This window comes from Streptococcus sanguinis (assembly GCF_020729765.1).
In the GTDB taxonomy this organism is placed as follows: Bacteria; Bacillota; Bacilli; order Lactobacillales; family Streptococcaceae; genus Streptococcus; species Streptococcus sanguinis_Q.
This window is the reverse complement of the sequence record NZ_JAJEPD010000089.1, coordinates 1-14,236: the sequence shown is the minus strand read 5'-3', so window position 1 is coordinate 14,236 and position 14,236 is coordinate 1. Positions and strand designations below refer to the sequence as shown.

Annotated in this window: 17 protein-coding genes and 1 pseudogene; 17 read left to right on the top strand and 1 reads right to left on the bottom strand. The window is 43.1% G+C overall.

What is annotated here, in order from left to right; translation table 11 throughout:
* From K4H96_RS11705 to phoU, 17 genes are all read left to right on the top strand, one after another.
* Positions 1 to 862 (top strand): hypothetical protein (locus tag K4H96_RS11705; RefSeq protein WP_227956540.1); only part of this gene is annotated, 862 nt, incomplete at its 5' end.
* A 13-nt stretch (positions 863 to 875) separates the two neighbouring features.
* On the top strand, positions 876 to 2,144 hold the full coding sequence (locus K4H96_RS11700) for a DUF2130 domain-containing protein (RefSeq protein WP_223336732.1): 1,269 nt from the start codon (positions 876 to 878) through the stop codon (positions 2,142 to 2,144).
* A gap of 5 nt (positions 2,145 to 2,149) precedes the next feature.
* Entirely contained in the window at positions 2,150 to 2,536 is a 387-nt protein-coding gene (locus K4H96_RS11695) for a hypothetical protein (RefSeq protein ID WP_223336733.1), read from the top strand.
* Positions 2,533 to 3,003: a GNAT family N-acetyltransferase gene (locus K4H96_RS11690; protein ID WP_061588954.1), complete on the top strand. Its 471-nt coding sequence runs from the start codon at positions 2,533 to 2,535 to the stop codon at positions 3,001 to 3,003. The genes K4H96_RS11695 and K4H96_RS11690 overlap by 4 nt, the downstream gene beginning before the upstream one ends.
* Positions 2,984 to 3,781, top strand: coding sequence for a hypothetical protein (locus tag K4H96_RS11685; protein ID WP_223336734.1), 798 nt, complete (start codon positions 2,984 to 2,986; stop codon positions 3,779 to 3,781). Before K4H96_RS11690 ends, K4H96_RS11685 begins: the two co-directional genes overlap by 20 nt.
* Positions 3,782 to 3,957: 176 nt before the next feature.
* Positions 3,958 to 4,836: a tRNA pseudouridine(55) synthase TruB gene (gene truB / locus K4H96_RS11680; RefSeq protein WP_223336735.1), complete on the top strand. Its 879-nt coding sequence runs from the start codon at positions 3,958 to 3,960 to the stop codon at positions 4,834 to 4,836.
* 248 nt (positions 4,837 to 5,084) lie between these two features.
* On the top strand, positions 5,085 to 6,014 hold the full coding sequence (locus K4H96_RS11675) for a bifunctional riboflavin kinase/FAD synthetase (protein WP_317627990.1): 930 nt from the start codon (positions 5,085 to 5,087) through the stop codon (positions 6,012 to 6,014).
* A 111-nt stretch (positions 6,015 to 6,125) separates the two neighbouring features.
* The gene (locus K4H96_RS11670) at positions 6,126 to 6,527 is read left to right on the top strand and encodes a Spx/MgsR family RNA polymerase-binding regulatory protein (protein ID WP_002906786.1); all 402 of its coding nucleotides are present in this window, start codon (positions 6,126 to 6,128) and stop codon (positions 6,525 to 6,527) included.
* Between the two features lie 2 nt (positions 6,528 to 6,529).
* Positions 6,530 to 6,808 carry a UPF0223 family protein gene (locus K4H96_RS11665; RefSeq protein WP_002912219.1) on the top strand — a complete coding sequence of 93 codons (279 nt, stop codon included), beginning with the start codon at positions 6,530 to 6,532 and terminating at the stop codon, positions 6,806 to 6,808.
* The gene (locus tag K4H96_RS11660; protein WP_223336737.1) at positions 6,798 to 7,568 is read left to right on the top strand and encodes an inositol monophosphatase family protein; all 771 of its coding nucleotides are present in this window, start codon (positions 6,798 to 6,800) and stop codon (positions 7,566 to 7,568) included. Before K4H96_RS11665 ends, K4H96_RS11660 begins: the two co-directional genes overlap by 11 nt.
* Entirely contained in the window at positions 7,569 to 8,873 is a 1,305-nt protein-coding gene (locus tag K4H96_RS11655; protein ID WP_223336738.1) for an RsmF rRNA methyltransferase first C-terminal domain-containing protein, read from the top strand. It abuts the gene before it with no gap.
* Between the two features lie 131 nt (positions 8,874 to 9,004).
* Positions 9,005 to 9,886, top strand: a complete 882-nt coding sequence (locus K4H96_RS11650; protein ID WP_002900576.1) for a phosphate ABC transporter substrate-binding protein PstS family protein — start codon at positions 9,005 to 9,007, stop codon at positions 9,884 to 9,886.
* Entirely contained in the window at positions 9,883 to 10,800 is a 918-nt protein-coding gene (pstC, locus tag K4H96_RS11645; RefSeq protein WP_223336739.1) for a phosphate ABC transporter permease subunit PstC, read from the top strand. Before K4H96_RS11650 ends, pstC begins: the two co-directional genes overlap by 4 nt.
* Positions 10,790 to 11,674 carry a phosphate ABC transporter permease PstA gene (pstA, locus tag K4H96_RS11640; RefSeq protein WP_002895770.1) on the top strand — a complete coding sequence of 295 codons (885 nt, stop codon included), beginning with the start codon at positions 10,790 to 10,792 and terminating at the stop codon, positions 11,672 to 11,674. The genes pstC and pstA overlap by 11 nt, the downstream gene beginning before the upstream one ends.
* 10 nt (positions 11,675 to 11,684) lie before the next feature.
* On the top strand, positions 11,685 to 12,488 hold the full coding sequence (pstB, locus tag K4H96_RS11635) for a phosphate ABC transporter ATP-binding protein PstB (RefSeq protein WP_002895769.1): 804 nt from the start codon (positions 11,685 to 11,687) through the stop codon (positions 12,486 to 12,488).
* 75 nt (positions 12,489 to 12,563) lie between these two features.
* Positions 12,564 to 13,322: a phosphate ABC transporter ATP-binding protein PstB gene (gene pstB, locus K4H96_RS11630; protein ID WP_009660526.1), complete on the top strand. Its 759-nt coding sequence runs from the start codon at positions 12,564 to 12,566 to the stop codon at positions 13,320 to 13,322.
* A gap of 14 nt (positions 13,323 to 13,336) precedes the next feature.
* Positions 13,337 to 13,990 carry a phosphate signaling complex protein PhoU gene (gene phoU, locus K4H96_RS11625; protein ID WP_002895767.1) on the top strand — a complete coding sequence of 218 codons (654 nt, stop codon included), beginning with the start codon at positions 13,337 to 13,339 and terminating at the stop codon, positions 13,988 to 13,990.
* Positions 13,991 to 14,054: 64 nt separating this feature from the next.
* Here the strand turns inward: phoU and K4H96_RS11620 are convergent.
* Positions 14,055 to 14,236 (bottom strand): annotated as a pseudogene (locus K4H96_RS11620) (PhoU domain-containing protein); the annotation flags it as partial.

The following is a 14,236-nucleotide window of genomic DNA, read 5'->3' as shown; positions in this document are numbered from 1 at the left end:
TTTTACTGAAGAACAATATTTTGAAAGGTATTTAGTAGGTTTCAATGTGAATAATAGTATATCAAAAGATGATATTCAGACAATTTTTAAATCTGATAAGGCTACTCAGATTAATCTACTAAGAAAAATTTATGAGAATGAACAACAAGAAGAATTTTATAATCTTCTAAGTAAAGAGTATTTAGATATTAATAAATTGTTACATGATAATAATTTTAAAAATATTACTGAAGAAAATTATTCATCCCTATTAACTAATTTGATATCATTGAATGCAGAGATTAATGGTTTTAGTCTTTCAAATTTTAGTCTTGATTATCTGGAAAATATAATTTATAAAATTAGAGATATTTTACAACGTAAATTTGCTGTGATGCCAGCCCAACAATTTGAAAACTATATTTTAAAAATTCCAAAACTTGATTTATCTGGGAAATTGACTTTGCTTCCAAGGTTTGTTCCAAGGAGAGATGGAATATCTGAGGAGCATGAGATTCTTGTAAATAAAACGTTCAGAGAAGCTGATGATTTTGAAATTCTCAGTGTACAGAATCCATATATGATATTTTTGTTTAGCAAGACTCTAAGAGGAGAACTTCAAAAAGCTGTTGCTAGTAAAATTAATTCGATATTTGAGTTTGATAATTCAACCTTTTATCAATTTGTAATGGAAAATCTCGTAACTACATACACTTCTTACTCAAATAGTAAGCCCAACAAACGAGAACTGTTAGATTTGGATAATATCTCGTACAATGAAGATTTTAAAAATAAATTTTTGAAAAAAATCAATCAATTAGAAGAAGATCAAAAAAATAAGTTGTTGGAACTAATTGAGGCAGCTAATAAGTTTAAAGAATAACGTGAGGTAACCCATGAACGAAATCAAATGCCCCAACTGCGGGGAGGTTTTTACTGTTAATGAGAGCCAGTACAGTGAGCTTTTGTCACAGGTTCGAACTGCAGAGTTTGACAAGGAGATTCATGCTCGGATTGAGCAGGAACTGGCTTTAGCAGAGCAAAAATCCCAGAATGCCCAACAAGCCCTGCTATCGCAGAAAGATCAGGAAATTAGCAATCTTCAAAATCAAATTGCTCAGTTTGAGACCCAGCAGGAATTGGCTAAGAAAGAGGCGGAGCAGGCAGCTAGTCTTCAATTGCAGGAGAAGGACAAGGAAGTTCAGCAATTGGAAAGTCAGCTGACAACTCTGCGTTTGGAGCATGAAAATCAACTGCAAAAAACTTTATCTGCACTGGAAAAAGAGCGTGACGAGGTGAAAAATCAGCTAGTCTTGCAAGAAAAGGAAGCAGCGCTGGCTCAGACCTCCCTCAAAGAGCGCTATGAGGTAGAGCTGCGGCAGAAAGATGAGACCATAGAGTTCTACAAGGATTTTAAAGCCAAGCAGTCCACTAAGATGATTGGCGAGAGTTTGGAACAGCACTGCGAGTACGAGTTTAACAAGAACCGTATGGCCATGTTTCCACGAGCGGAGTTTGGCAAAGACAATGATGCCAGAACCGGCAGCAAGGGTGACTACATTTACCGTGAGGTGGATGAAAATGGTTTAGAAATCCTCTCTCTCATGTTTGAGATGAAAAATGAAGGCGATGAGACAGCGACCAAGAAGAAAAACGAGCATTTTTTCAAAGAGCTGGATAAGGACCGGCGGGAGAAAGGCTGTGAGTATGCTATTCTGGTGACACTTCTTGAGGCTGACAGCGAGCTCTACAATTCGGGTATTGTCGATGTGTCCTATGCCTATGAGAAGATGTATGTTATCCGACCACAGTTCTTCTTGCCCATGATTACCCTCTTGCGCAATGCTGCGCTCAACTCGCTCCAGTACAAGCAGGAACTGGCCTTGGTGCGGGAGCAGAATATTGATATTACGCATTTCGAGGAAGATTTGGATGCCTTTAAAGTAGCTTTTGCCAAGAACTATCAGTCTGCTTCTACCAACTTTGGCAAGGCAATCGAGGAGATTGACAAGGCAATTCGTCGGATGGAAGAAATCAAGAAGTTCCTGACGACCTCTGAAAACCAGCTGCGCTTAGCAAATAACAAACTGGACGATGTCTCTGTCAAAAAACTGACACGCAAAAATCCTACCATGAAAGCTAAGTTTGAAGCTTTGAAAGAGTGAGAAAAATGGACCTAACAACCCGTTGGATACAATCAACCAAATTTGCTGAGATTGATCGAATTATAGAAAGACTGCCACAAGAAGGGAAGGAAACTTTTTATCAGCAATGGCAGGCTGCTTCTTCAGAATTACGTAAAGAAATTTGGATTGAACGAGGCAAACAAGTACTGTTAGCTAATGTAGTTTATTTTTTACTACTTTGCTATTTAGTCTTTTTTCAAGGGATGTCCTTATCTGTTAAGGATTTACCTTATCTTGGACTAGGTTTGTTAGTTTTTTCAGGGATTGGATTTATGGACGATGAAGAGGCGACTGACTTAGTTATTAAGAAAAGACGTCAGATAGCAGTAACTATTTATAAGCAGTATTTTGAAAGAAAAATAGAAAAATGATAGATCAATTGACTGTTCAAGAATATCAGAAAGAAGACGCAGAAGTTCTGTCGCCCCTGTATAAAGTATTGAGCTATTCAGTAGAAAAAGATGAATTGCAAAGTAGACTCAGGGATATTCTTGCTAATCCAGCTTACGGTTGTTTAGTTGCTGAGAAAGGATCTCAGATTCTTGGCTTTATCGGCTATGCTAAGCTTTACTTTTTCGAGTCCACAGCTTTCTACTATCGGATCTTAGCTCTGACGGTCAGTCGAAATGCCAGACGGCAAGGAATTGCGACATCTCTGATGGACAAGGTCAAGAAGATAGCTAGTCAAGACGGCGCCAAAGCTATAGCCTTAAACAACAGCGTTAATGATGAATGGTTAGCTGCGTATGCTTTTTACCAAAACCATGGCTTTCGTCAGACTAGCCTAGCTTTTGCGATGAACGTAGAGGAGGATGAGCATGGGAAAGAAAAAAGCTAAGACTAGACCGGAAATACCGAAGGAGCCCGACCTCAGCCCTGCTATGCAAGCCCTTTTAGAAGAGGCCTACACCCTGTTTAATTGCGATTTACACTTTCCTCTGACCCTTTGTACCTGCCCCGTCTGCATCTCCGAGGAGAATCTCAGAGCTTTGCAAACCATTCCTGTCAGGGAACTGAGTGAGGTGTTAGTCTATGAATACCTCAATGCGGTGGTTAATAAGAGTGATGACGACTACCAAATCAGGCATTTTCTGCCTCGGATTTTAGAGATGATTGCTCACTACATTGAAATCAGAGTCGATGACTCTCTTAATCTGGATCGGTGTCACTTTGAAAGTGACAGTTGGAAGCCACAGGAGTTAGATTTTATGCGGCGCTTCTCACGTCAGTTTATCCTTGATATAATTAACTTTAGCCCCAGTCAAGCTGATGGTGTGGCGGTTTATTTGGTTATGTTTGATCTGGCTGGCCTTGAAACCAGCCATCTGCTAGATAGGAGTCTTTGGCTGGAGGAAGCTGATCCCATCAAGGCACTACTTGCTCTGGAGGAGATTTACTACTATTACACCAAGGATTATGCCCACTTTGACTATATTTTTTCGGACAATCCTGCCTTTAACCAGCAGATGACAGATTGGCTGAACAGTCGGGAACTTGCTCAAGGTTTTTTTCCAATATTGGAAAATGTTCTCCTATCGGAGGAAGAAATGGTGACTACTGAGGACTACCGCCTTGAACAGCTTTATCAGATTTTTGAAAGTCGGATAGAAGTGTGACTGTTTCGTTATGTCTTTCTAGTCAATCATTAGAATCCATATAAACTGATGGAATTTTGGAAAAAATCAAGAATAAAAAGTGACTGCTGATTCAGGCTCAGACCTTTCAAGAATATGATGCAAGAGCAGACAAGGATTTCCAAAAGAGAGTTTTACTATTTTTAGAAAGTTAACCAATGAACGGAATTATCAACTTAAAAAAAGAAGCGGGCATGACCTCGCACGATGCGGTATTTAAGCTGCGCAAAATTTTAAAAACCAAGAAAATCGGTCATGGGGGAACCTTGGATCCAGATGTGGTCGGGGTGCTTCCGATTGCTGTAGGCAAGGCGACACGTTTGGTCGAGTTTATGCAGGAGGAAGGCAAGGTCTACGAGGGGGAGATTACTCTAGGCTGCTCAACAACGACAGAGGATGCCAGCGGAGACATCCTAGAGCGGACGCCAGTGACAGAGCTTTTAGAAGAAGCCCTTATCGATGAAGCGATGGAGTCCATGACTGGGGATATTCGCCAGATTCCACCCATGTATTCAGCAGTCAAGGTCAATGGGCGCAAGCTTTATGAGTATGCAAGAGCGGGTCAAGAAGTGGAGCGGCCAGAGCGGCAGGTGACCATCTATAGTTTCGAGCGCACCAGTCCGATTGCCTATGAAGATGAGCAAGCCCGCTTTCGTTTTCGAGTCAAGTGTAGCAAGGGGACCTATGTCCGAACCCTGTCTGTTGATTTGGGAGCCAAGCTTGGCTTTGCCAGTCACATGTCCCAGCTGACACGGACTTCCTCAGCAGGTATGAGCTTAGATGATGCCTTGACCCTGGATGAAATAGCAGAGCGAGTAGCAGTAGATGATTTCTCCTTTCTCCAACCACTCGAGTTAGGAATCGGAGATTTAGTGAAAGTTGAGCTCTCTGACGAGCAGGTTGAGGATGTGAGAAATGGCCGTTTTATCAACTTGGTGTCAGAAGAAGCTGAGCTAGCTGGCTTTTATAAGGAGAAGTTAATAGCCATTTTGGAAAAGCGGGAAGAAGCCTACAAGCCCCGCAAAGTCTTCCTTTAATATCCGCAGTAGAATTGTCAAAAAATTGTTACTCTTTTGTAATATGAAATGTGCGCTTGCATGTTATAATAATCTCATTAAACCTCACAAAAGGACAGCAACTGCACAACTGCTGTCCTTTTGTTTTGCTTATTTTTCGATTTTGACAAAAACCCTGACTAGAGCAGTAAAATCTTTTTGAATATTTTGCAGTTTAGCCCGGAACGGATATTGTAAAAATAGCAAATGCGTAGTAAAATAGAGGAATGATGATAACCAAGAGAATTATAGATGAAAAAGGGATTGATCAGACAGAAGATACGGTCCTTGTTCTAGGCTATTTCGATGGGCTGCATAAGGGCCATCAGGCACTCTTTGAGAAAGCGAGAGAGATTGCTGCGGAGCAAGGTCTCAAGATTGCCGTGATGACCTTCCCAGAGTCTCCTAAACTGGCCTTTGTCCGCTATCAGCCTGAACTCATGCTGCATCTAGCTAGTCCTGAAGAACGGATGGCGCAACTGGAAAGTCTAGGTGTTGACTATCTTTACCTGATTGATTTTACTAGCCATTTTGCGGGCAATACAGCCCGAGACTTTTTTGAGAAGTACGTGTCTCGTTTGCGCGCCAAGGCTGTGGTAGCTGGCTTTGACTATCATTTTGGCTCAGACCGCAAAGAGTCACATGAGCTGAGAGATTTTTTTAATGGCAAGATTGTTATCGTTCCGTCGGTTAATCTGGATAATCGGAAAATTTCTTCCACTCGGATTCGGGAGACGATTGCAGCTGGAGATATGCTGAAAACTCAAGAATTGCTGGGCTATCCTTTGTCCACTCGCGGTATCGTGGTTCATGGCAATGCCAGAGGACGGACGATTGGCTATCCAACAGCCAATCTAGCTCCCTTGGATCGAGTCCATCTCCCAGGAGATGGCGTCTATGTCGCGGATGTTGAGCACAATGGTCAGCGCTATCGTGGTATGGCTAGTGTTGGGAAAAATGTAACTTTTGACGGTGATGAACTCCGTTTTGAGGTTAATATCTTTGATTTTTCTCAGGATATTTATGGAGATACCATTCGGATTTACTGGCTGGATAAGATTCGCGAGATGGTTAAGTTTGAAGGTATTGACAGTTTGGTTGCTCAGCTGCAGAGTGATGAACGGATCGCTAGAAGTTGGACTGGTTATCGAAATAGTTGAAAAATTTATATTTTCATGACATTCGGCAGTAATTTTCAAAAAAATATAGTCAAGCCAAATAAAATTTAGTATAATAGAGGTAGTTATTATACAGAATTAGAAGAGAAACGCATGATTACATTATTTTTATCGCCGAGTTGTACTTCTTGCCGTAAGGCGCGTGCTTGGCTGCTAAATCATGAAGTGCCCTTTCAGGAACATAATATCATGACGAGCCCTCTGTCAGCTCCCGAATTGCAACACATTCTTTCTCTGACAGAGAACGGTACAGACGACATTATTTCAACTCGTTCAAAAATTTTTCAGAAATTAGATTTGGATGTGGAGGATTTGTCCATTTCAACCTTGATTCAGTTGATTGAGGAAAATCCCAGTCTTTTGCGACGCCCAATTATTTTAGACGGCAAACGGATGCAAATCGGCTTTAACGAGGATGAAATTCGTGCTTTCCTGCCTCGTAGTTATCGTAAGGAAGAGTTAAGATCCGCAACCATGCGGGCAGATATTCAGTAAAGATGAACAAAAATTATAGTTACCCACTAGATTTATCGTGGAGCACTGAAGAGCTTGCTTCGGTGCTCTCTTTTTTTAATGATGTAGAAGCAGCTTATGAACAGAAAGTCCAAGCAGAAAAGCTCTTGAAGTCCTATGCGGCTTTCAAGCAAGTTGTTCCTAGCAAGGGCCAAGAGAAGCGAATCGGCCGTGAGTTTGAAAACGTCAGCGGTTATTCGCTTTATCATGCTGTTCAAGAGGCAAAAAGTAAAGGTAAAGGAAGCATTTCTCTTGGAAAATAAATTTCATTTTGCTAAAGAAATCATCTACCAAGCTGGTGCTTTTTTGAGAGAACATCTCTATGATGATTTGGATGTGAGTCAAAAGACCAGTGCCACTGACTTGGTCACCCAGATGGACCGGAAGGTTCAGGATGATTTGGTGGCTAAGATTCTAGCCCGCTATCCGCAGGATGCTATTTTAGCGGAGGAAAATGGACTCCGACATAATATTACTGATGGCAATGTCTGGGTGATCGATCCGATTGACGGAACCACCAACTTTATCACTCAGAAGGCTGATTTTGCAGTCATGATTGCCTATTTTGAAGAGGGCATTGGTCGTTTTGGCTTGATTTATGATGTGACTAGAGACCAGCTCTATCATGGTGGCGGAGACTTTGATGTCTATTGTAACGACCGGAAACTTCCTGCTTTTGAGGACCGGCCTTTTCAAGATTTTCTCATGGCTTCCAATGCCGGTATGCTGCAAGCCAATGATTGGGGCTTGGCAGACTTGGCCCGAGAGTGTTTAGGGGTTCGGGTTTATGGCAGTGCTGGGATTAGCTTTAGCAAGGTACTGTCTGGCGGTCTCTTAGCTTATTTCTCCTACAACTGGCCTTGGGATTATGCGGCGGCTTCGATTATGGCGGAGAAGCTAGGCTTTATCGTCCAGACCTTGGATGGCAGTCAGCTAAATTTCCAGACTCGGCAGCCTGTCATGATGGCGCCTAAGTGCAAACTATCGGCTCTGACGCCTTATTTAGAAAAGGGGAAGCAGTAGATGGACTTTCCTAAAGGTTTTAAAGAAAAATATGAGCAGATTTTAGGCGCAGAAGCAGCAGAATTTTTTGCGACTTTTGACGAGGAGGCGATTTCGGCCTTTCGCAGCAATCCTCTAAAAGAAGGCCAGCAGAATTTCTCAGATGCCATTCCTCAGACAGACTGGGGCTTTTATGGCAAGGTGTCTGGCAAGTCTGCTGAGCATGTGACTGGTCTGGTTTATTCGCAGGAGCCAGCAGCTCAGATGGTGGCTCAGATAGCAGCACCATCTAAGGGGATGAAAGTCTTAGATTTGGCGGCAGCACCAGGTGGCAAGTCTACCCATCTCTTGTCTTTTTTGGACAATACAGGCCTACTGGTCTCCAACGAAATCAATAGCAAACGCTCAAAAATCTTAGTGGAGAACATTGAGCGCTTTGGTGCTAGAAATGTGCTTGTTACCAATGAATCTGCTGAGCGGTTGGCTCAGGTCTTTGAAGGTTATTTCGATTTGATTGTGCTGGATGCTCCTTGCTCGGGCGAGGGCATGTTTCGTAAGCAGCCGGATGCTACCCAGTATTGGACTCCAGATTACCCAGCCCAATGCGCTCAGCTCCAGCGAGAGATTTTAACAGCTGCTATGAGCATGCTTGCCAAGGACGGTCGCCTTGTTTACTCGACCTGTACTTGGGCTCCTGAAGAAAATGAAGACATCGTTGCTTGGTTACTGGAAGAATTTCCACTTGAACTGATTGATATTCCTAAGATAAACGGGATGACTGAAGGGATTGGCTTTCCTGAGACAGCTCGGATGTATCCGCATCGCTTCAAAGGTGAAGGTCAGTTTGCAGCTCACTTTCGCTTTACTGGTGAGAATAGCTGCAAGAAGATTAAATCAAGTAAGAATCGTTTGACGAGCGAGCAAAGAAAACTCTGGCAGGACTTTGAGAGCAAGCATCTAAAAACAATCTTGACTGAAGAACTGCAGACCTTTGGGGACAATCTTTATTTGTTGCCAGCTGGATTGCCAGACCTGTCCAAGCTAAAGATTGCCCGTAACGGCTTGCATCTAGGAACGTTTAAGAAGAATCGCTTTGAGCCTAGCTTTGCCCTAGGATTGGCTATGAAGCCCAGCGAAGTTCTGAATCGAGTTGAAATCAGTAATCAGGTCTTCAAGAAATATGCGGCAGGTGAGACGATTGAACTGGCAGGACCGCAGCCAAACGGCTGGTACCAACTAGTCCTTGGCGGGAAAGGTCTTGGCTTTGCAAAAGTCACTGGAAAAACCCTGAAAAATTATTTTCCAAAAGGCCTGAGATTTAGATAAAATATTAGGAAAAGCTGGTATTATATGATATAGTTGAAGATGTGAATGTATTGAAAAAAGGCTTCTTTCTGCTAAGTAAGAAATACTAAAGATACTTCCCATCCTCTTGATTTTATTAAAGGAGAAATCTTTTGAACAAATTGAAAAAATTTGCTTTAGCGCTGACAGCTCTGGGCTTAGGACTCACCTTATCAGCTTGTTCATCATGGATTGACCGTGGTGAATCCATGACAGCAGTAGGATCAACTGCCCTGCAGCCTTTAGTTGAAGCGGCAGCTGATGACTTTGGCTCTAACAACATCGGTAAAACAGTCAATGTTCAGGGTGGTGGATCTGGTACAGGTCTGTCTCAAGTGCAGTCAGGAGCTGTTGAAATCGGGAACTCTGATGTTTTTGCTGAAGAGAAGGAAGGAATCAAAGCGTCTGACTTGGTGGACCATAAGGTCGCTGTGGCCGGTATTGCTGTGATTGTCAATAAAGAAGTTGATGTGGATAATCTAACGTCCGAGCAGCTGCAGAAAATTTTCACTGGTGAAATCACCAACTGGAAAGAGCTGGGCGGTAAGGACTTGGAGATTTCGATTATCAATCGTGCGGCTAGCTCTGGGTCCCGCGCAACCTTTGACAGTGTCATCATGGATGGGAAATCAGCTGTGCAGAGTCAGGAGCAGGATTCCAACGGTATGGTCAAAAATATCGTTTCGCAAACTCCTGGTGCGATTTCTTACCTAGCCTTTGCCTATGTTGACGAGTCTGTAAAAACCTTGAAACTTAATAACTACGAGCCAACAGCAGAAAATGTTGCTACCAATAATTGGTCGCTCTGGTCTTATGAGCATATGTATACACTAGGCAAGCCGACTGGTCTGGCTGCTGAGTTTCTTGAATACATGCTGTCAGATGATGTTCAAAAAGGGGTTGTTACAAGCATGGGCTATATCTCAATCAACGATATGAAAGTCAGCAAGGACGCTGATGGGAATGTCACAGCAATAGAAGGAGATTCAAAATGAAAAATGAGGAATTAACCAAAAAGTTGTTATCGCCTTCTAAAAATTCTCGCTTGGAGATGTTTGGCCGCTATCTGACTTTTGCCTGTCTGTCACTGATTGTGGTGATTGTGGCTATGATTCTAATCTTCGTTGCTCAGAAAGGTCTATCTACTTTCTTTGTCAACGGCGTTAATGTTTTTGATTTTCTTTTTGGTGGTGTCTGGAATCCTTCTGGTAAGGAATTCGGTGCCCTGCCAATGATTTTAGGCTCCTTTATCGTTACTATTCTATCTGCTCTGATAGCAACTCCCTTTGCGATTGGTGCAGCTGTCTTTATGACAGAGGTTTCTCCAAAAGGAGCAAAGATACTGCAACCTGCGATTGAGCTTTTAGTTGGTATTCCGTCTGTTGTTTATGGATTTATCGGTCTGCAAATCGTAGTACCTTTTGTCCGTACAGTCTTTGGCGGTACTGGTTTTGGAATTTTGTCTGGTATTTTTGTGCTCTTTGTCATGATTTTACCGACAGTAACCTTTATGACGACGGACAGTCTGCGTGCTGTGCCACGTCACTACCGTGAAGCAAGTCTGGCTATGGGCGCAACGCGCTGGCAGACTATTTGGCGGGTGACACTCAAGGCTGCTCGCTCAGGTATCTTTACAGCGGTGGTCTTTGGAATGGCGCGTGCTTTCGGTGAAGCTTTGGCTATTCAGATGGTTGTTGGTAACTCTGCGGTGATTCCAACCTCTTTGACAACACCAGCAGCTACACTGACCTCTGTCTTGACCATGGGAATCGGAAATACCGTTATGGGAACAGTGGACAATAACGTTCTCTGGTCTCTGGCTCTGGTGCTCTTGATGATGAGCTTAGCCTTTAACAGTGTGATTAAACTAATTACAAAAGAAAGAGGTAAGAAAAACTATGCACGCTAAGAAATTAGATAAATTGGCGACTGGTGTTCTCTACACAATAGCGAGTATCATTGTTGCTATCCTTGCCTCTCTCATCCTCTATATCTTAGTTAGAGGTCTGCCTCATGTTTCCTGGTCTTTCTTGACAGGGAAATCCTCTTCTTACCAAGCTGGCGGTGGTATCGGGATTCAGCTATACAATTCCTTCTTCCTGCTGGTAATTACTCTGATTATCTCTGTGCCTCTTTCTATGGGGGCTGGGGTTTATCTATCAGAGTATGCTAAGAAAGGCCCAGTAACCAATTTTGTCCGCACCTGTATTGAAATTCTGTCTTCACTGCCTTCGGTAGTAGTTGGGCTCTTTGGTTATTTGATCTTTGTTGTCCAGTTTGAGTATGGCTTCTCAATCATTTCTGGTGCCTTGGCTCTGACAGTCTTCAATCTGCCTCAGATGACGCGGAACGTCGAAGATAGTCTTCGTCATGTCCATCATACACAACGTGAAGCTGGTTTGGCCTTGGGAATTTCCCGCTGGGAAACGGTCCTGCATGTGGTCATCCCGGAAGCTTTGCCTAGTATTGTGACAGGGATTGTACTGGCTTCCGGTCGTATCTTTGGTGAGGCAGCAGCCTTGATTTATACAGCAGGTCAGTCAGCGCCGGCTCTTGACTGGTCCAACTGGAATATTTTCAGTGTCACCAGTCCTATCTCTATCTTCCGTCAGGCTGAGACCTTGGCCGTCCATATCTGGAAGGTCAACAGTGAGGGAACAATTCCTGATGGAACGGCTGTTTCTGCAGGCTCAGCAGCTGTTCTCCTGATCTTCATTTTGATTTTCAATCTGGGAGCTCGCAAACTGGGCAGCTATCTGCATAAGAAATTAACCTCTGCTTAAAGGAGAAGAAATGACAGAATATAATTGGAATGAAAAACATATCATTACTTTTCCTGAAGAAAAGGTAGCCCTGTCGACCAAGGATTTGCATGTTTACTATGGTAAAAAGGAATCTATCAAGGGCATTGATATGCAGTTTGAAAAAAACAAAATCACTGCTTTGATTGGCCCCTCTGGATCAGGTAAATCAACCTATCTTCGCAGCCTCAACCGCATGAACGATACCATTGATATTGCCAATGTGACTGGAGAGATTCTCTATGAGGGGATTGATGTCAACCGCCCTGAAATCAATGTTTATGAAATGCGTAAGCATATCGGCATGGTTTTCCAACGGCCAAATCCTTTTGCCAAGTCCATCTATCGAAATATCACCTTTGCCCATGAACGGGCTGGCGTCAGAGATAGAAAGGTGTTGGATGAGATTGTGGAGACTTCGCTCAAGCAAGCAGCTCTTTGGGATCAGGTCAAAGATGACTTGCACAAGTCAGCCCTGACTCTCTCTGGCGGTCAGCAGCAGCGGCTCTGCATTGCCCGTGCTATCTCGGTCAAGCCAAACATTTTGCTTATGGATGAGCCAGCTTCAGCCTTGGATCCGATTGCGACCATGCAGCTGGAAGAAACCATGTTCGAACTTAAGAATAACTATACCATTATCATTGTGACCCACAATATGCAGCAGGCTGCCCGTGCTAGTGACTACACTGGATTCTTCTATCTGGGCGACTTGATTGAGTATGATAAGACGGCTAATATTTTCCAAAATGCCAAGCTTCAGTCCACTAATGACTATGTTTCAGGCCACTTTGGTTAAGCTGCCGTCCGTATTCATCACGATTCAACAAGCTTAGTCTTTGGTTGAATGTAAAATAAAATGAAGGAAAAACGTATGACAGAACCTATTTTGCAAGTCAAGGACTTGTCGGTTTATTATAATAAAAAGAAAGCCCTTAATAGCGTTTCACTTGATTTCATGCCAAATGAGATTACGGCTTTGATTGGACCGTCAGGCTCAGGTAAGTCAACCTTGCTCAAGGCTATCAACCGAATGGGCGACCTGAATCCAGAAGTAACAACTACAGGAACGGTCATTTATAACAGTCACAATATCTATGGCCCGAGGACAGATACGGTAGAGCTTCGCAAGGAAATCGGAATGGTCTTCCAGCAGCCCAATCCTTTCCCTATGACTATCTATGAAAATGTGGTCTATGGACTTCGGATTAATGGTGTCAAGGACAAGGCTGTTTTGGACGAAGCAGTAGAGCGCTCCCTGATTGGAGCTTCTATCTGGGACGAGGTCAAGGACCGTCTGCATGATTCCGCTATCGGTCTTTCCGGTGGTCAGCAGCAACGGGTCTGTGTGGCCCGCGTGCTAGCTACTAGCCCTAAGATTATTCTCTTGGACGAGCCGACTTCAGCCTTGGACCCAATCTCAGCTGGGAAAATCGAGGAAACCCTCTACAGTTTGAAAGACAAATATACCATGCTTTTAGTCACTCGCTCCATGCAGCAGGCGTCTCGGATTTCTGAAAAGACCGGCTTCTTCCTTGGTGGAGACTTGATTGAATTTAATGAAACCAAGAAGATGTTCCTCAATCCAGCCCATAAAGAGACCGAAGACTACATTACTGGTAAATTCGGATAACAGAAAGGAATCTTATGCTTAGAGTACAATTTGAAGAAGATTTAGAAAAACTTCATAATCAATTCTACGCGATGGGAAACGAAGTCCTATCGCAGATTAACCGAACGGTTCGTGCCTTTGTCACACATGACCGTGAACTGGCTCGTCAGGTCATTGAAGACGATGCCGAAGTCAATGAATACGAAGTGAAACTGGAGAAAAAATCTCTGGAAATCATCGCCCTGCAGCAACCTGTGTCTCAGGATTTGCGGACCGTTATCACCGTGCTGAAGGCCAGTAGTGACTTGGAACGGATGGGTGACCACGCCGTATCGATCGCCAAAGCTACTGTTCGGATGAAGGGAGAAGTCCGCATCGAGTCTGTAGAAGATGCCATCAGCAAGATGGGGCGCGATGTTAAGAATTTCGTTGAAGAAACTCTGAACGTCTACCTCAATGGAAATGTAGACCAAGCTTATGCTGTAGCAGCTATGGATGAGAAAATCAACCAATACTTTGATGATATTCGCGATCTTGCTACTGAGGAAATCAAACAAAATCCAGAGCTGATTGTGACTGGCCGTGACTACTTCCAAGTTATCTCTTACTTGGAACGAATCGGCGACTATGCCAAGAATATCTGTGAATGGGTTGTTTACTTTGAAACAGGTAAAATTATTGAGTTGTGATGATAAAAAAGGTACGATTTATTTCGTGTCTTTTTTGTATAATCTCAAGTATAGTTAGCATTCTATTTTGTTTGATTTCCTCAGTAGCAAGATCGCGAATATCATCAAAGTATTGGTTGATTTTCTCATCCATAGCTGCTACAGCATAAGCTTGGTCTACATTTCCATTGAGGTAGACGTTCAGAGTTTCTTCAACGAAATTCTTAACATCGCGCCCCATCTTGCTGATGGCATCTTCTACAGACT